This window comes from Pseudomonas sp. (genome assembly GCF_036404235.1).
GTDB lineage: Bacteria > Pseudomonadota > Gammaproteobacteria > Pseudomonadales > Pseudomonadaceae > Aquipseudomonas.
On sequence record NZ_DASWOT010000093.1, the window covers coordinates 79682 to 96040 of the forward strand.

Sequence of the window (16359 nt, forward strand, 5' to 3'; positions counted from 1 at the left end):
TCCCGGTCAGCCTACAGAGGGTTTGAAACCCTAACCTTGCACTAACATATTGAGCAGCCTCGGCTGCTCTTTTGCTTTTCGAGAAAACACCGTATGAATGCCGCCCACACCCGAATCCTGGAACTGCGTGCCGAGCTGGACCAGCACAACTACCGTTACCACGTTCTCGACGAACCCAGCATTCCCGACGTCGAATACGACCGCCTGTTCCATGAACTCAAGGCGCTGGAAGCGGAAAACCCGCACTTGGTTACGCCGGATTCGCCCACTCAACGGGTCGGCAGCGCGGCGTTATCGGCGTTCACTCAAGTGCGCCATGAAATCCCGATGCTCAGCCTCGGCAACGCCTTTGAAGAAACCGACATGCGTGAGTTCGATCGCCGTGTCACCGAAGGCCTGGACTTACCCATAGGCGATCTGTTCGGCGCGGGTGCCAAGGTTGAGTACAGCTGCGAACCGAAGCTCGACGGTCTTGCGGTCAGCCTGCTCTATGAGAACGGAGCCTTGGTGCGCGGTGCAACGCGGGGCGACGGAACCACCGGCGAAGACATCAGCGTCAACGTACGCACGGTGCGCAACATTCCGCTGAAACTGCACGGCAAAGGCTGGCCGCAAACCCTGGAAGTGCGCGGCGAAGTGTTCATGTCCAAGGCAGGCTTCGAACGCCTGAACGCAAGCCAGTTGGAAGTCGGTGGCAAGACCTTCGCCAACCCGCGTAACGCAGCAGCCGGCAGCCTGCGGCAACTGGATTCGAAGATCACCGCCAATCGTCCGCTGGAGTTCTGCTGCTATGGCCTGGGTCAGGTGTCTGCGGACATTTGCGATACGCACATCGGCAATCTCATGCAACTGAAAGAGTGGGGCGTGCCGATCAGCCATGAGCTGAAAATCGCCAACGGCATCGATGAATGCCTGCAGTATTACCACGACATCGGCGAGAAGCGTCTGTCGCTGCCGTATGAAATCGACGGCGTGGTGTTCAAGGTCAACAGCATTGCGGCGCAACGCGAGCTGGGCTTTCGCGCCCGTGAGCCGCGTTGGGCCATTGCTCATAAATTCCCGGCGATGGAGGAGCTCACCGAACTGCTCGACGTGGAGTTCCAGGTCGGTCGCACGGGGGCAGTGACGCCGGTCGCGCGCCTCAAGCCGGTCAAGGTCGCAGGTGTTACCGTCGCCAATGCAACCCTGCACAACATGGATGAAGTGGCGCGTTTGGGGCTGATGATCGGCGATACCGTCATCATTCGCCGCGCTGGTGATGTGATTCCGCAGGTGGTGCAAGTGGTGCTGGAGCGCCGTCCCGACAATGCGCGCAAGGTCGAAATTCCGAAAACCTGCCCCGTCTGTGGCTCCCATGTCGAACGCACGCAACTGATCAAGCGCAGCAAGGGCAAGGAGACCGTCAGCGAAGGCGCGGTCTATCGTTGCATCGGTCGTCTGGCCTGTGGCGCACAGCTCAAGCAGGCGATCATCCATTACGTGTCCCGTCGCGCGATGGATATCGAGGGGTTGGGCGATAAGACCATCGAACAATTGGTGGACGAAAAGCTGATTGGCTCGCCGGCCGATCTGTACAAGCTGAAGTATGAGCAGATCATTGACCTGGAGGGCTTTGCCGAAGTCTCCAGCAACAAACTGCTCAAGGCCATCGACGACAGCAAGAAACCGACGCTGGCGCGTTTTATCTATGCGCTGGGCATTCCTGATGTCGGCGAAGAAACCGCCAAGGTGCTGGCGCGCTCGCTGGCATCGCTGGAGCGGGTCAAGCAAGCGTTGCCGGAAGTGCTGACTTATCTGCCGGACGTCGGTATGGAAGTGGCACACGAGATTCACAGCTTCTTTGAAGATTCGCACAACCAAAATGTGATTGAGGCGTTGCTCGATAAGAATCAATGTGGACTTGAGTTGCAGGACACGGGCGAACTGAGTGCAGAATTTGCCGCCAGCACGACCTTGGGCGGCATGCTCGACAAACTCGACATTCCAACCGTTGGGCCAGGCGCGGCGCAGAAACTGGCTGATAAATTTGGCACGCTGGAGGAAATTTTGAAGGATGACTGGCTGGACCTGCGTCAGGCACTTCCTGAGAGACAGGCCAAAGCGGTCAGCGAGTTTTTCAAAACAGGTGGGAATGCGGACCGAGCCCGCGCCATTGAGAAGCAACTCAAAGAATTTGGCATGCACTGGGACAGCCCGAAGAAGGTCGTCGAAGGTTTGCCACTGGCCGGTAAAACCTGGGTGCTGACCGGTTCGCTGGAACTGATGAGCCGCGAGGTCGCCAAGGAAAAACTGGAAAGCCTTGGGGCCAAGGTGTCTGGCTCTGTTTCCGCTAAGACCCACACGGTGGTCGCAGGGCCTGGCGCCGGGTCGAAACTGACCAAGGCCAATGAACTGGGCTTGAAGGTCATGGATGAAGAGGCGTTTGTGGCATTTCTCAAAAAGCATGATGTGCCGCTGGAGTGACAGCGCCTCATGGGCCTGAGCCCTGCATCACGTCTGTAGAGGCTGCCGAAGGCTGCGAGCCGCGAAGCGGTCTGGGCACGATGTCGTTCAGTGCATCGCTCGTAGCCTTCGGCAACTCTTGCAAGGGAATTACGCGGCCTCTGCTGCACGCCACGGAACCCCTGCACGACCTGATGATCTAGTGCTAGCACCTCACAAGGAGATCGTCATGTTCCAGTTCTTCGAACAACTCAGCACCAGGATTGCCGCGCCTTTCGTCGGTGAAAGCAAGCGCGGCAGTAAAGTCTGGCAATGCCGCTGTGGACAGTCGATTTTCTTCCGTAACAGTCAGTGCCTGGCGTGTTCTGCGGCGCTCGGTTATTTGCCCGAACAGGGCAAGGTTGTGGCGCTCGAACCGGGGCCAGACTTCGATACCTGGCGTCTGGGCGACGACCCCGGCGCGGGACTTTATCGACGTTGTGCCAACCTCAATACTCCCGCTGCCTGCAACTGGTTGTTTCCTGCTTATAACGTCGGTGAGTTCTGCGTTGCTTGTAGCCTCAATAAAACCATTCCCGACCTGACTGTCCCGGAAAACTCCGAGCGCTGGCTCAAGATAGAAACCGCCAAGCGGCGCCTGGTGGCTCAGTTGATTGCATTGGGTTTGCACGTCATCCCCAAAAGCATTGATGAACAAAATGGCTTGGCTTTCGAATTCCTCGGCGTTGACCTGGAGGGCAAGACGCCGACGACAGGTCACGCCAATGGACTGATTACCTTGAACGTGGACGAGGCCGATGATGCGTTGCGTGAGAAAGCTCGGGTGCAGATGCATGAGCCGTATCGCACGCTGCTCGGACATTTCCGTCACGAGGTCGGACATTACTACTGGGATCGTCTGATTGCGGGTACTTATTGGCAGGATGGTTTCCGCAATCTGTTCGGTGACGACCGTGCCAGTTACGCCGATGCGCTCGAACATCATTATCAAAATGGCGCCCCGGCCGACTGGTCGCAGCATTACGTCAGCGCCTACGCCACCATGCACCCCTGGGAAGACTGGGCCGAAACCTGGGCGCACTACCTGCACATGATGGACGCTGTGGACACGGCGCTGAGCCTGGGCATGAATGCCCGCAACATGGACCTCGACTATCAACCGTTCCCGCTGGAAACCCTCTACGACCCACAACACCCCGGAGGGCCTGCGTTCCTGGCGTTCGTCAACGCGTGGATTGAGCTCGCCGGTATGCTCAACGAACTGTCCCGCGCCATGGGGCAGCCCGATTTCTATCCTTTCGTTGTGCCGCCATCGGTCGTCACCAAGCTGCATTTCATCCATCTGGTGATTCAGGGCGCGGGCGGCAAGGCGGACGAGGTGTTGCAGGTCTCGTGAGCGTGAGAACCGCGCTTACGCCATTTGTGTGTGATCGAAACACTGGCGTGCAGGCAACTCTTTAAAGCGCTGACGAGCCTTCAAAGGTTACTGGCATCGGTTCATATTCGAATCGCAGAGATCTATCCGAGCGATTCACAACGCCAACGCCATCCGCCGTTCGTATCCCACTCGACCGCGATACGCCGTACCTCGGTCAACCCAACCCAGGCCAAGATAAAGCCCAAGTGCGGTTTGATTCTCCGCGTCCACCGACAGCATCAACTGCCGGACATCCGGCCACAACGTCTGTACCAGCTCAGGAAGCCCTTGTACGCACTGCTTTCCCAGTCCGCGACCTTGCCATTCCACATCAATCATCAGCGCATGCAAGGTCGCTGCGTCCGCGTCCGCCCAGGACGGTAACAGCGCCCCATGCTTAAGCAGGAAAAATCCACGCGGTGTGTCATCCACCAACAGAGCAAATCCGCGGACATGATCCTCCGAGGTGGAGCCCAGGGTATTCAACGCACCGAAAATATCCCCCGCATACATCTTTTGCTCGTGCGGCAGTTCGAGCAGTTCCAGCTCTTGGCGCTGAACGCGCCTCAATGCCTCATAACCCACTACTTGCGTTTTCATGTCTCACAGCCTTGACCTAATACGCAGAGCAGCATTATGACGCTGTGCAGGCGCGTCTGCCAAAGGCGCAAGTGTGCGGCGTGTCGCGAAATCCGCTGCGCCACACCAGTAAACGCCAGTCGCACAAGTGCTTGAGCCCAATCAAATTTTAATCTGAAACCAACGGTTGTAACTTCGCGCCAGACCGGTACAATGGCGCGGCTCGCCGACTGGCGAGCGTCGTTATGGTGACCCCATCGGTCCCCCCGCAACGATTACCCGTGAACCTGGTCAGACCCGGAAGGGAGCAGCCACAGCGGGAACATTGTGTGCCGGGGTGTGGCTGGTGGGGTTGCCTCCAAATTCCTGAACCTTTTTTAATAAAAGGGTTTAGAGGCGCGCAAAGCGCATTAGCGCGACAGTGTTGCAATGCGTTTAAGTCTTGAGTGACGCTTTCAGTCCTCTACTCCGCTAAATCAACCTATCCTTGCCCAAAGCCTCAGTTCATCATTCGTGGATGCGGCTACCAGTGTGTTTTCATCCAGACAATCATGGTTATGCTGGCTGACGGTCAGGTAGGGCAACCATGGCCGCTCCGAGCAACCGATTCCCCCAGCAGTAGTGACTGCTAAACCCTGCGCGGTATACCTGACGTTCAATCGGTACGGGTGCGATAGAATAGCACCACGTTAACGGGGAGCCCCGCGCCATGATTACAATGAAGCAGCTCGATGCGATCTGCCGGATAGTGGAGCAGGGTAGTTTTGAGGCGGCCGCAGTTCGATTAAATACCTCTCAATCGGCTATCTCAAAGCGTATCCAAGAGCTGGAAGATGCCTTTGGGATTGTTATTTTTGATCGCAGTCGCCGTAGTGCTCGGCTGACTGACAAGGGCGAAGAACTTTACCGCCGCGCGCTGGATATTCTCGATCAGCGAGATGCGTTGCTTGAGCAACTGAGCAGTAACGAAGTGCAGGCCACCCACTATCGTCTGGGGGTGACCGAGCTAACAGCGTTGACGTGGTTGCCAGCATTGGTTGAGCGGGTGCGCGATGCTTATCCAAGGTTGGCGTTGGAGCCGTCCATTGAGTTGGGATCGCAGCTTTTCAAAAAGCTCGAAGACGACCAACTCGACATGATCATCGTGCAGGACCGCTTCAACGACCCGCGTTATGTCAGTATGCCGCTGGCCGAGGTCGAAAACGCGTGGATGTGCGCGCCGGGTTACTACCAGGGGCAGAACCCAATGCCGTTGCAAGCACTGGCAGAGCACATGGTGCTTATACAGGGGACAGCCTCTGGGACGGGGCAAATCGTGGGGCGATGGTTAGCTGAGCATGGCGTGCGATTGAACCGTTCGCTTATCAGCGACTACTTGATCGCTCAAGTGGGGTTGGCGATTGCCGGAATGGGGTTGAGTTACCTGCCGCGTGAATGCCTTGGTAGTTTGATCGCTCAAGGGCGTCTCAAGGTCGTCGATACCGAACCAGCTCTTCCTGCAATACGCTATTCGATAGTGCATCGGGCTGATCGGCTGCCGGGCTTGAGCGCGGCTATCAAAGGTTTTGCAAATGAGGCGTGTGACTACGGGACACTGATCCTACAACCGTAGGTCTGGCTACGGTTGTAGGTTGAGATCAAAGGCTGGTTTGTTCGAGTGACTTTTTGCGTGTTTCCTTCCCTAAAGCCATGATGATCACTGCGCAAACCGCCAGTACGACTCCAACGATGGCGATCACCAATCGAATGCCGCCTGCGTTGAACAGTGCCGGCACCGCAAACGGAATGGCCGCTGCCACCAACCGCGCAACCGCACTGCACACACCGGTGCCGCGCATCCGCAGGCGAGTCGGGAACAACTCAGACAGGTACACCGCCTGGCCAACGACCACGATTCCGTAGAAAGTCATGATCATCAGAAAACCACTGATCATCATTGCCGTCTCATTGGTCTGGTTGACGTAGATCAGAGCGAACATCGCCGACAGTACCGCTGACCCTACAATGATTGGCTTGCGACCGATTCGATCAACCAGAAGAAGGCTGATGAGCGCACCTGCGGGGCCACCGAATGTCATGACCATGTTCCATTGCAGCGATTTTACGATGTCCAGCCCTTGTTGAACGAAGAACGACGGCAGCCACCCGATGAGACCGAACATACAAATCTGGATGGTCACCATGATGGTAATGCCCACTACGATCTTCGAAACCTGGCCTTTTTTGAACAAGTCCGACAACTTGCCTGGATCTTCCGGTGCTTCGATTTTGTCACTGACCAGTTCTGCGTAGTTGCGCACATCAACGTGGCGCTCTGCGGCATCGACAATCGCACTTGCCTCTTCCAGACGGCCTTTGGATGCCAACCACCGCGGCGATTCTGGCATGGACTTACGCATGTACCAGATGATCAGAGCTGCAACACCGGCAATGCCAAACATCCAGCGCCATCCCAGGTTCGGGATAACCCATAGCGCCATGGTGCTAGAGACGAACAGCGCACACTGCGCAACAAAGGACAGGAACGCAACCAGTCGTCCGCGCTTGTTGGGTGGCATGAACTCACTCAGCGTCGCGTACCCCAGGACCAGTTCACCGCCCAGCCCAATGCCCATTAGAAAGCGAAGACCGATCAGTACATACATATTCGGCGCAAACGCGGCGAGAATTGATGTGATTGCAAAAATCCCCAGGTTTATTTGGTAGCAATACCGTCGCCCCAGCTTGTCCCCCAAGACTCCGGAAAACCAGGCTCCGACCAAAAATCCCAGGAAGGTCGCTGAGATAAACCAGGCATTAAGTTGAGGTGTACTCCACTTTTCTGCCAAGAGTCCGCCCAGCACCGAACCGGCCATCTGTAATTCAAATGAATCAAGGAATAGCCCCGCGCAAATCATCATGATAATTCGGTAGTGGAATTTCCCCAATGGGAGCCTGTCGAGCCTTTGTGAAATGCTGCTTTCGGTGTGAGACATGCTAGTTCTCTGTAGGGTAATTAAATTTAATCAAGCGGATTCCTGTTTGGCAGGCTTAAAAGGCCGTGGCGTTCCGACAGCATGCCTCGCGATGGCATCGGCACCCGCGACGGATATGGACTTTTCTTATTATGCAAAAACTGTACTGATTCAGAACTTTCAATCTGGTCAGTGGATTTTTAACCTCGGATTTTCTGAAAAATTATCAAATAGTCATCTAATTTTTTAGTCAATGAGCGAACCCGCGGGGCCCTACAAGAATATTAAGTCGCTCCCTAAGAATGATGCCAGCAGGCGTCATTTCAGCATTGCCAGATACGAGTAAGGCGAACTAAGGCGCCTGTCATTCGGAAGTTTTATTTACGCTGAACGGCGAGCTGAAAGCCTCTGGAGTAAGCATCTTCGCTAATGTAGTCTAAACAGCCTTCTGCCTCTCAGCCCCATGCTGAGCAGGGGCTTGTGTGGTGTAGATCTTGCCTGGGTTTAGTTGCTTTTCTGCGATTAAAAGTTGAAAAGCCCTCGGGCTGTTTTCCAATATCGAATGATAACTGTCGTCTGAGTTTATAAAATTAGACGTGTGTTTTTCAGGTGTTGGATTTTCATGTTCCATACGCTGCTCGAGTGTTGTGCAGGGTGGCGATGCCACGCGGGTGACAAAGGCATCATTGATTTTGCGTTTTTATTTAGATCATTAGCCAGATCTGTCGTCAATGTGTTTTTTTAGATTTTTACGCAGTAAAACTATTTACCTATTCGTCAGGACACGCTATTCGCGTGCAAATGCGGGTGCGTTAGTTGCAGATATTAATCTGAACGCTGTAACGATTGTGAGCGTGCCATTAAATGCGTGTTATCAGTGCGGTGATGGGAGAAGTTGGCTATTTTGGTGCAGGGTTGTGGCGTTTTTGAAAAGTTTAATTGATCGAAAGTCGTCATAAAAACCCGTTGGTAATAACTTTCTCTTTCCTCGATCATTTTCACCAGCAGCGTTTCGGCTCAGGTACCGACGCACACCTCCAGTCCGACTTTCGGAAGCTTTGCATGAACGTGATTACTACCCCCAACTCTGTCGAGTGCGATGGATTCAGCATCAGTTTGGCAGGTATCGGCGCATTGCTGATTGACGTGGCTAGATCCGATTTTTGTGCTCAGACCCAAAAACGCTTCTGGGCATTGGCCGCTGCACTGCGATCTGACTGTGCTCTGCCAATCCGCGAATTGGTGCCGGGTGTCAATAATCTACTGGTGGTCTTCAATCCGTTACAGCTCACCACGCAACAGCTGCAGGACAAGGTGCTTGGTCTATGGGCGCAAGCTGGCGAAGCCGATATCGCAAGCCGCGAAGTCGAGATACCCATGATCTATGGCGGCGCAGCAGGAGAAGACTTGCTGATGCTGGCTGATGCCGCAGGGCTGGCAGTTGAACAATGGGTCGCATGCCACAGCGCCGTGACTTATCAGGTTGCTTGCGTGGGGTCCATGCCAGGTTTCGCATACCTGAGTGGACTTCCAACTCGGCTCGCCCTTGCGCGTAGAAGCGCTCCGCGCACGCGTATAGAGAAAGGCGCGGTCATCATTGGCGGCAGTCAGGCTGGCGTGATGCCCTGTGCTTCGCCGTCGGGTTGGCACCTTGTCGGCCACAGTGATCTGGATCTGTTCGATCCTCATCGTGCCGATCCGTGCTTACTGATGCCTGGGGATCGGGTGCGTTTCGTGAGTCAAGGAATTGCACTGTGATCGAAATCCTGACTTCAGGTGCGCTGAATCTTGTTCAGGACCTGGGCCGTCACGGCTTTTTACATCTAGGTGTCAGTCGTAGTGGTGCCATGGACGACGAGGCCCTGCGTCTGGGCAATGCGCTGCTGGGTAATCCAGACAATGCTGCAGGAGTAGAAATCTGTGTATTCCCTTTCAAGGTACGTTTCAAGACGACGACTTGGTTTACCTGTACCGGTGCCGATAGTCGTCTGAGCCTGGACGGTAAGCCAGTCCCCGGATGGTGGCGCTGCCAGGCGCAAGCAGGCCAGACCTTGATGGTGGAGCGCCCAATACGAGGAGTGCGAGCTTACCTGTGTGTCGGCGCAGGGATCGACGTTGAGCCGATTATGGGTTCGCGTTCAACTGATCTTAAGGCCGCTTTCGGCGGTTTTGCAGGGCGAGGTCTCAAACGCGGTGATTGTCTACCTGTCGCCCAGGGGGCTGCGTTTTCAAGTACCGAGTCGTTTGGGATCGCCCCATTTCATCGGCGCAATTTTTGGCAGGAATTGGAGGCAGGGCAGATTTGCGTACGCGCACTGCCCGCAGCGGAGTATGGGCTATTTACCGCACAGGCCCGTGACGCTTTTATCAATATGCCGTTCAGCATAAGCGCTCAGTCCAATCGAATTGGCTATCGCCTGACAGGCGAGTCGTTAGCCCTCGGATCGCCGGTTGAGCTGCGTTCTCACGGCATTTTGCCCGGCACGGTGCAAGTGCCACCAGCCGGCCAACCCATCGTGCAGATGGCCGAAGCAAACACCTGTGGGGGCTACCCGAAGATAGCGAATGTCATTGAGCCCGACCTTTGGCGGTTGGCTCAGGCGCCAATTGGCACACCTGTGCGTTTCATCTTGATCAGTCAGACGCAGGCATTGGAAGCGCTGCGCTTGTATTCAGGCGTAGCTGTCTGAACCTGCCCCTGAGCTATTTACGAGGAAATATCTAAAAATGAAGAGCCTGCAAATCGACCTGAACTCTGACATGGGCGAAGGATTCGGCGCCTGGAAGATGGGTGACGATGACGCAATCCTGGACATCGTCAGCTCTGCCAGCGTTGCCTGTGGATTTCACGGCGGTGACCCGGAAATCATGGCTCGCGTATTCGCTGAAGCGGGCAGGCGCGGAGTCGCTGCGGGGGCTCACCCAGGGTTTCCCGACCTGTGGGGTTTTGGTCGCAGAATTATCCCGTTCAGTCTGGGCGAGATTGAGCGGTTGGTCGCCTATCAAATAGGGGCTGCGATAGCCCTATCAACCTATGCGGCAAATCCGATTACTTACGTGAAGGCCCACGGCGCGCTGGGTAATTTGACCCAAACGGATGCTGGTGTTGCCACCGCTATCGCCAAGGCCATCAAAGCCGTTGATAGCTCACTCATCTGTGTGACGTTTGCCGGAGGGTTGATGCACCCCATCGCCAATGACCTCGGTTTGACAACCAAGGCTGAAGTGTTTGCTGATCGGGCATACACCGAAGATGGCTGCCTGGTACACCGCAGCGAGCCAGGCGCGGTGTTGCACGATGTCGAGTTCGCTGCGCAGCGCATGCTTCGTATGATCCAGGCAGGTGGCATCGAGACAACCAGCGGCCAAATGTTGCCCGCACACTTCGACACGATTTGCGTACATAGCGACACCCCGGGTGCTATCAGCATGGCCGCTCAAGTGCGCCGCGTTCTGGAAAACGCTGGCGTCGCCATTAAACCGTTTAAGTGAGCCGGCACCTATGGATAAGACGTTAATCGAGCAACTGGTTGGGTTGCTGGAAACTTCCTCGCTCAGGGAAATTGAGCATGTCAGTCAAGGTGAACGAATTCGTCTGGTCAAAGCCGAGGGCCACGCCAAATCTCGCAAACAGCCAGATCCGGCGCCGGTTCCCCACGAAAGCGCCCCTGTGACATCGCCCGTTGCCACGCCTTCTCTGCATCGTGTGGAGGCCAGTCTGGTCGGGCTTTTCTATCGCGCGTCGGGCCCGGACCAACCGCCGTTTGTACAGGTCGGTGACAGGGTTGAGGAAGGCCAAGTGCTGTGCATCGTCGAAGCCATGAAGATGCTGAATCAGATTGAAGCGGGCTGTGCGGGGCGGGTGGTGCGCATTGCTTGTGAAGATGGCTCGGCCGTTGAGCCTGGCACCCTGCTTTTCGAGCTGGAGCCCTTGGAGGCCAATGATGTTTGATTCTGTATTGATCGCCAGCCGCGGCGAAATCGCACTGAGGATTCTGCGCGCTTGCCGGAGCCTGAATATTCAAACGGTGGCTGCCTACTCAGAGGCCGATGCGGACCTGCGACACGTTGCCTTGGCTGATCGGGCGATCTGCGTGGGTCCGGCGGCCGCGGCACGCAGTTACCTGAATCAAAAGGAATTGATCAGTGCCGCACGCTTGATGGGCGCAGGCGCCGTTCATCCAGGCTATGGGTTTCTTTCCGAACGAGCCGACTTTGCCCAGTCAGTCGAAGACGCAGGATTAGTGTTCATCGGTCCAACGCCCGCATCGATCCGTCTTATGGGCGACAAGGTTAGCGCCAAGCAGGCCATGCTCAACGCCGGTGTACCTTGTGTTGCCGGATCACCAGGCCAGTTGTCGGAAGACATTGAAACGGTGAAACGCATCGCCGCAGAAGTGGGATATCCCTTGATTGTCAAAGCCGCTGGCGGTGGTGGGGGGCGAGGGATGCGTATCGTGCGTCGCAAGGAAGATCTGGCCCAGGCGGTAGAGTTGACTCGCGAGGAAGCGGCCCGCGCCTTTGGCAATCCTGCCCTTTATATCGAGCGCTTTCTTGAAAACCCACGCCATGTGGAGATTCAGGTGATGACTGACAGTCATGGCAACGCGGTCTGGTTGGGTGAGCGTGATTGTTCCATGCAGCGTCGGCACCAAAAGGTGATTGAGGAAAGTCCAGCGCCCGGGATTGACCGAAAGGTATTGGCCAATATTGGCGAGCGTTGCGTTGCTGCGTGCAGGCACATTGGTTATCGCGGTGCCGGGACCTTTGAGTTTCTTTATGAAAACGGCGAATTCTTTTTTATCGAGATGAACACGCGTATCCAGGTTGAGCACCCGGTCACAGAGTGGGTATCGGGCGTCGATTTGGTTGCAGAGCAATTGCGGGTTGCGCTGGGCGCACGGCTGTCGATACGTCAGGAGGATCTTCAACTGCGTGGGCACGCAATTGAATGTCGCATCAATGCCGAGGATGCCTGGACATTCACGCCTTCTCCGGGTGTGGTCAGTCAATGGATTGCGCCGGGTGGTCCGGGCGTGCGTGTCGACTCGCACCTTTACAGTGGTTATCGCATTCCGCCTCATTACGACTCGCTTGTCGCCAAGGTGATTACCTACGGCGATACCCGCGACCAGGCCATCGCCCGAATGCGTGTGGCCCTTGGGGAGACCGAGATTCAAGGCGTGGCTAATAATCTGGGTCTGCACAGAGCATTGCTCTGTGAAAAGGGGTTCGTGGCCGGCGGTTTCAATATCCATCATCTGGAAACATTGCTGGCGCAGGGCTTTGGCCCGGTCAAGGAGACGGACAATGACCTTTGAAGATATTCAGGCATTGGTACGAATGCTTGAGCACACCCAAGTCGAGCGTTGCCAGTACGAACGACAGGGCGTCAGCGTAACGCTGATTTTTGATCGAGACAGATCGGTAACGCTGTTGGCCCCCACGACAGTGAGTTACCCCATCGATGAAGCCAAAGCCTCTCCGACCGCGACGATCACGGCGACCCGAGTCGGGATTTTTCATGACCGCCATCCGTTGTCTGCCAACCCGTTGTTTGAGGTGGGCCAAACCGTGGAGGTCGGACAGCACGTTGCCTTTCTGGAGGCCGAAGAGAGTGTATGGCCAGTCGTTGCCTCGGCTTCAGGGGCGATATCGATACCGCAGGTTCCTAATGGCACGGTAGTGGGGTTCGGCACGGTGCTATTCGTCATCTCCTGATCTGCAAGTCTTTTACACCTATAACAACAGCGACCGCTCACACGGTCGCATGGGGGACCTTTTCTTGAAAACTGCCAATTCCCTTCAAATAACGCTATGGCAGGTTCTCGATGTCCGTACTCAAGCGCATTACGTGGTTACCGATCTTCGCCAGTGGTCTGGGGACAATGGGAGTGGGTCAGTCAGCCCACGCAGACTTTTTCACCGATAGTCAGGCGCAGATGGAGCTTCGAAATTTCTACTTCAGCCGCGACTTTCGCCAACCTGGCGGGAGCAATGGCAAGAGCCAGGCTCGGGAGTGGGGGCAAGCTGCAATCTTGAAGCTTCAATCGGGTTATACGCCTGGAGTTATTGGCTTCGGTGTCGATATGACTGGCATGTTAGGCGTTAGGTTGGACTCAAGCGCAGACCGCAGTGGTACCGGGCTTTTCCCTTCTCAATCGGACGGGTCATCGGTGGATGAATACACTAAGGCTGGCGTGACCGCGAAGGCAAAAATCTCGAAGACCACCATAAAGGTGGGTGCATTGATGTTCCGTAACACGGTATTGCAATCGCCTGATGCGCGCCTGCTTCCGCAAATGTTCAAGGGTAGTTTGCTCGAATCGAAAGAGATCGATGGGCTTTCGCTACAGGCCGGACGCATCACCGAAGTCGTCGGTGTGGACTCTACCGACTGGACGCATCTGACCAGTAACTACGGAGGTGACAGCGACGAGTTCATCTTGGCTGGCGGGGACTATAGCTGGCGAGCAGGCAACTCCGTGGGCCTTCATTATGGAAAGCTCGACGGCGTCTATGAGCAGGGTATTTTTAACACTGCGACAGCCATGGCGCTGGGCCATGGGACGTTGAAAACCGACTTGCGCCTTGAGAGTGCTCGTGAAGACGGCAGTTTTCGGCGTATCGACAACCGTGCCGCTGGCTTGGGTGTGACCTATCTCACGGGGGCTCACAGTTTTACCGTGGGCTACCAGAAGATAATGGGCGACGACCCTTACCCTTATGTGGTCAATAGCGATCCATGGCTGGTTAACTTCATTCAGGTTTTGCCGTTTGCCAATACCGGGGAACGGTCCTGGCAGTTTCGCTATGACTACGATCTGGCCGCATGGGGGTTTCCTGGGCTGACGTTCATGAACCGTTATGTCTCCGGCGATCAAATTCATCTGAGCAATGGTGACGAGGGACATGAGTGGGAGCGTAACAGTGAGTTGACGTACTTCGTTCAAAGCGGAACGTTCAAGAGTCTGTCGCTAAAGTGGCGCAACGCTACGGTTCGGTCCACGTTCGGTAACGATCTGGATGAGAACCGCATCATCGTCAGCTACCCCCTTTCCTTGTTGTAATTCTTTTGATTTGAGGTGAAGTCCATGCTGGGGCCGGTATTTCAGGCGCTGTTTCCTGTCGTAACGCTGATCGTGATCGGTTTCGCCATTGTCCGGCGCGGATGGCTGCGAAGCGAGGCGATCAAGGATGTGTCCAACATCGCGTTTCTGGTGCTGGCTCCAGCTCTCCTTTTCCGCAGCATGGCAACTGTTCGATTGGGGGACATCGATTTCACGCCAGTGGGCGTCTATTTTTGCGCTATCTGGGTGGTGTTTGGCCTAGTCATGGCACGGCATGGTTTCAATAAGCGAGCGGCGGTGCTAGCGCTCTCGACCACGTTTTCCAATATCTTGATGATTGGTGTACCGCTCGTGAGCATGACCTTTGGTCAAGAGGGGTTGATCACCTTGTTTGCCCTCATGTCGGTGCATTCGTTGATCATGCTGACCATGGTGACCAGCCTGATCGAGTTCGCCGATGCTCGCGGATCGACAGATGCGCGAGCATCGGGCGGACGCCTGGCCCGTATCGCTGGATTTGGAATGACCCTGGCCAAGGCCGCACGTTCAACATTGCTGCACCCTGTGCCGCTTCCCATCCTGTGCGGCCTGTTGTATTCGGTCACCGGACTTGCGCTTCCATCTACGCTGGATAAGACGCTGGCGTTGATTGGCAGTGCGTTCTCTCCCTTGGCGTTGATGTTGGTGGGCGCGACGTTGGCGCTCAACAAAAGTCTCGGTCATTTGAAAACCGGCTTGACGCTGGCCGTCACCAAAAACTGCATTCATCCGTTGGCGATGTTTGCCCTGGGCTCGCTGTTGGGCTTGAAGGGACTAGGATTCAAGGTAATGATTCTGTCCGCAGCGCTGCCGATCGGAGCAAATGTTTACCTCTACGCCATGCGTTACAAGGTGGCGGAGCAGGAAGTCACCGCGAGTATCGCTGCGTCCACGCTGTTGGCGCTCTTTTCCCTGACGGCGGTTATGTTAGCCGTCTCACATATTGGCCAATAGAACTGCTGCGCCCATAAGAGAGACCACCGGATGAATACCCGTTTCATCGAAGCATTCTTACAGGTGGCGCGGCTGAAGAGTTTTCGCGCGGCGGCAGAGCATCTGCATTTGACCCAGGCCGCCGTGTCCAACCGAATACAGTCGCTGGAAGAGGAGATTGGCGCCCGCCTGTTTGATCGCGAATCACGCGTACTCCGTTTGACGGCAGTGGGTCAGCGCCTTATGGGTTACAGCGAAAGGATGCTCGACCTGGAGCAAGAGATGCGGTTGCTTGGGCAGCCTGGCAGCGATCTTCTGGGGTTGGTTCGAATCGGCGCGACCGATTTCATCGTGCATAGCTGGCTGATTCATTTCCTCAAGAGCCTTCAGTCGACCTACCCCGGGATTGAGGTGCAGTTCAGCTCGGAAAGTATGGCAGGGATCCACAAAGCGCTGCGTGACGGCACGGTGGATGTTGCGCTTCAAGCCCACCAAATCGATGGTGATGGCATCACCAGCATTCCTTGCCCTTCGGTCGCCACTGGCTGGATTGGGCCTGTAGGTTTTTGTCCGAACCCGACCGATCCCCTCAACGACCTGCTGCGCTTGCCATGCATCACCATGAGCCGTGGGTCACACCCGGATTTGGCATTAAGGGAGTTGTATCGCCAAGCTCAGATGCCCATCGGCAAAATTCACCATGTCAGCTCTATCGCAGCCATTATGCAGTTGGTGGAAGCAGGCTTTGGTAATGCCCTGTTGCCCTTGGTGGCGGCACGGCCCTATGTTGAGGCGGGCAGGATCAAGGTCTTGGACTGTCAGACCCGTTTACCACATCAACCGACGGTGGTGAGCTACACACAGCATCACTCCCAGGATGCAATTCGACGAGTTGCCGAACTCGCCTGTCGGGTGAGCGATCAAT

14 protein-coding genes and 1 other RNA gene are annotated in these 16359 nt (G+C 55.8%); 13 read left to right on the forward strand and 2 right to left on the reverse strand.

The window, feature by feature from the left end; genetic code table 11:
* The first annotated feature begins 93 nt into the window (after positions 1 to 93).
* Both ligA and VGC62_RS11705 read left to right on the forward strand, forming a co-directional pair.
* Positions 94 to 2463, forward strand: a complete 2370-nt coding sequence (ligA, locus tag VGC62_RS11700) for an NAD-dependent DNA ligase LigA (RefSeq protein ID WP_331187245.1) — start codon at positions 94 to 96, stop codon at positions 2461 to 2463.
* A gap of 208 nt (positions 2464 to 2671) precedes the next feature.
* Positions 2672 to 3838: a zinc-binding metallopeptidase family protein gene (locus tag VGC62_RS11705; protein WP_331187246.1), complete on the forward strand. Its 1167-nt coding sequence runs from the start codon at positions 2672 to 2674 to the stop codon at positions 3836 to 3838.
* A gap of 135 nt (positions 3839 to 3973) precedes the next feature.
* Here VGC62_RS11705 and VGC62_RS11710 read toward each other — a convergent pair whose 3' ends face one another.
* Positions 3974 to 4459: a GNAT family N-acetyltransferase gene (locus VGC62_RS11710; RefSeq protein ID WP_331187247.1), complete on the reverse strand. Its 486-nt coding sequence runs from the start codon at positions 4457 to 4459 to the stop codon at positions 3974 to 3976.
* A 234-nt stretch (positions 4460 to 4693) separates the two neighbouring features.
* Here VGC62_RS11710 and ffs point away from each other — a divergent pair.
* Both ffs and VGC62_RS11720 read left to right on the forward strand, forming a co-directional pair.
* Positions 4694 to 4790, forward strand: an RNA gene (ffs, locus tag VGC62_RS11715) — signal recognition particle sRNA small type.
* A 357-nt stretch (positions 4791 to 5147) separates the two neighbouring features.
* Positions 5148 to 6050, forward strand: coding sequence for a LysR family transcriptional regulator (locus tag VGC62_RS11720; RefSeq protein WP_331187248.1), 903 nt, complete (start codon positions 5148 to 5150; stop codon positions 6048 to 6050).
* A 25-nt stretch (positions 6051 to 6075) separates the two neighbouring features.
* On the opposite strand, the gene VGC62_RS11725 is transcribed toward VGC62_RS11720, so the two are convergent.
* Positions 6076 to 7413, reverse strand: coding sequence for an MFS transporter (locus VGC62_RS11725; protein WP_331187249.1), 1338 nt, complete (start codon positions 7411 to 7413; stop codon positions 6076 to 6078).
* A gap of 1041 nt (positions 7414 to 8454) precedes the next feature.
* On the opposite strand from VGC62_RS11725, the gene pxpB reads away from it, so the two are divergent.
* From pxpB to VGC62_RS11770, 9 genes are all read left to right on the forward strand, one after another.
* Positions 8455 to 9150 carry a 5-oxoprolinase subunit PxpB gene (gene pxpB, locus VGC62_RS11730; protein WP_331187250.1) on the forward strand — a complete coding sequence of 232 codons (696 nt, stop codon included), beginning with the start codon at positions 8455 to 8457 and terminating at the stop codon, positions 9148 to 9150.
* The gene (locus VGC62_RS11735) at positions 9147 to 10082 is read left to right on the forward strand and encodes a biotin-dependent carboxyltransferase family protein (RefSeq protein WP_331187251.1); all 936 of its coding nucleotides are present in this window, start codon (positions 9147 to 9149) and stop codon (positions 10080 to 10082) included. The genes pxpB and VGC62_RS11735 overlap by 4 nt, the downstream gene beginning before the upstream one ends.
* A 37-nt stretch (positions 10083 to 10119) precedes the next feature.
* The gene (locus tag VGC62_RS11740) at positions 10120 to 10884 is read left to right on the forward strand and encodes a 5-oxoprolinase subunit PxpA (RefSeq protein WP_331187252.1); all 765 of its coding nucleotides are present in this window, start codon (positions 10120 to 10122) and stop codon (positions 10882 to 10884) included.
* Positions 10885 to 10894: 10 nt separating this feature from the next.
* Entirely contained in the window at positions 10895 to 11344 is a 450-nt protein-coding gene (locus tag VGC62_RS11745; protein WP_331187253.1) for an acetyl-CoA carboxylase biotin carboxyl carrier protein, read from the forward strand.
* Positions 11337 to 12713, forward strand: coding sequence for an acetyl-CoA carboxylase biotin carboxylase subunit (gene accC / locus VGC62_RS11750; protein ID WP_331187254.1), 1377 nt, complete (start codon positions 11337 to 11339; stop codon positions 12711 to 12713). The genes VGC62_RS11745 and accC overlap by 8 nt, the downstream gene beginning before the upstream one ends.
* Positions 12703 to 13113 (forward strand): biotin/lipoyl-containing protein, encoded by a 411-nt coding sequence (locus VGC62_RS11755; protein ID WP_331187255.1) that lies wholly within the window; start codon positions 12703 to 12705, stop codon positions 13111 to 13113. The genes accC and VGC62_RS11755 overlap by 11 nt, the downstream gene beginning before the upstream one ends.
* A gap of 110 nt (positions 13114 to 13223) precedes the next feature.
* The gene (locus VGC62_RS11760; RefSeq protein WP_331187256.1) at positions 13224 to 14462 is read left to right on the forward strand and encodes an OprD family porin; all 1239 of its coding nucleotides are present in this window, start codon (positions 13224 to 13226) and stop codon (positions 14460 to 14462) included.
* A 24-nt stretch (positions 14463 to 14486) separates the two neighbouring features.
* A complete protein-coding gene (locus VGC62_RS11765) occupies positions 14487 to 15455 on the forward strand; it encodes an AEC family transporter (RefSeq protein WP_331187257.1) in 969 nt (322 codons plus the stop codon).
* Between the two features lie 30 nt (positions 15456 to 15485).
* A partial coding sequence (locus VGC62_RS11770) for a LysR family transcriptional regulator (RefSeq protein ID WP_331187258.1) occupies positions 15486 to 16359 on the forward strand: 874 nt, incomplete at its 3' end.

What these genes read in the sequence shown, in the direction of transcription:
- ligA (WP_331187245.1), top strand. Translation starts at nt 94, where the DNA reads ATGAATGCCGCCCACACCCGAATCCTGGAACTGCGTGCCGAGCTGGAC.
- VGC62_RS11705 (WP_331187246.1), top strand. Translation starts at nt 2,672, where the DNA reads ATGTTCCAGTTCTTCGAACAACTCAGCACCAGGATTGCCGCGCCTTTC.
- VGC62_RS11710 (WP_331187247.1), bottom strand. Translation starts at nt 4,459, where the DNA reads ATGAAAACGCAAGTAGTGGGTTATGAGGCATTGAGGCGCGTTCAGCGC.
- VGC62_RS11720 (WP_331187248.1), top strand. Translation starts at nt 5,148, where the DNA reads ATGATTACAATGAAGCAGCTCGATGCGATCTGCCGGATAGTGGAGCAG.
- VGC62_RS11725 (WP_331187249.1), bottom strand. Translation starts at nt 7,413, where the DNA reads ATGTCTCACACCGAAAGCAGCATTTCACAAAGGCTCGACAGGCTCCCA.
- pxpB (WP_331187250.1), top strand. Translation starts at nt 8,455, where the DNA reads ATGAACGTGATTACTACCCCCAACTCTGTCGAGTGCGATGGATTCAGC.
- VGC62_RS11740 (WP_331187252.1), top strand. Translation starts at nt 10,120, where the DNA reads ATGAAGAGCCTGCAAATCGACCTGAACTCTGACATGGGCGAAGGATTC.
- VGC62_RS11745 (WP_331187253.1), top strand. Translation starts at nt 10,895, where the DNA reads ATGGATAAGACGTTAATCGAGCAACTGGTTGGGTTGCTGGAAACTTCC.
- accC (WP_331187254.1), top strand. Translation starts at nt 11,337, where the DNA reads ATGTTTGATTCTGTATTGATCGCCAGCCGCGGCGAAATCGCACTGAGG.
- VGC62_RS11755 (WP_331187255.1), top strand. Translation starts at nt 12,703, where the DNA reads ATGACCTTTGAAGATATTCAGGCATTGGTACGAATGCTTGAGCACACC.
- VGC62_RS11760 (WP_331187256.1), top strand. Translation starts at nt 13,224, where the DNA reads ATGTCCGTACTCAAGCGCATTACGTGGTTACCGATCTTCGCCAGTGGT.
- VGC62_RS11765 (WP_331187257.1), top strand. Translation starts at nt 14,487, where the DNA reads ATGCTGGGGCCGGTATTTCAGGCGCTGTTTCCTGTCGTAACGCTGATC.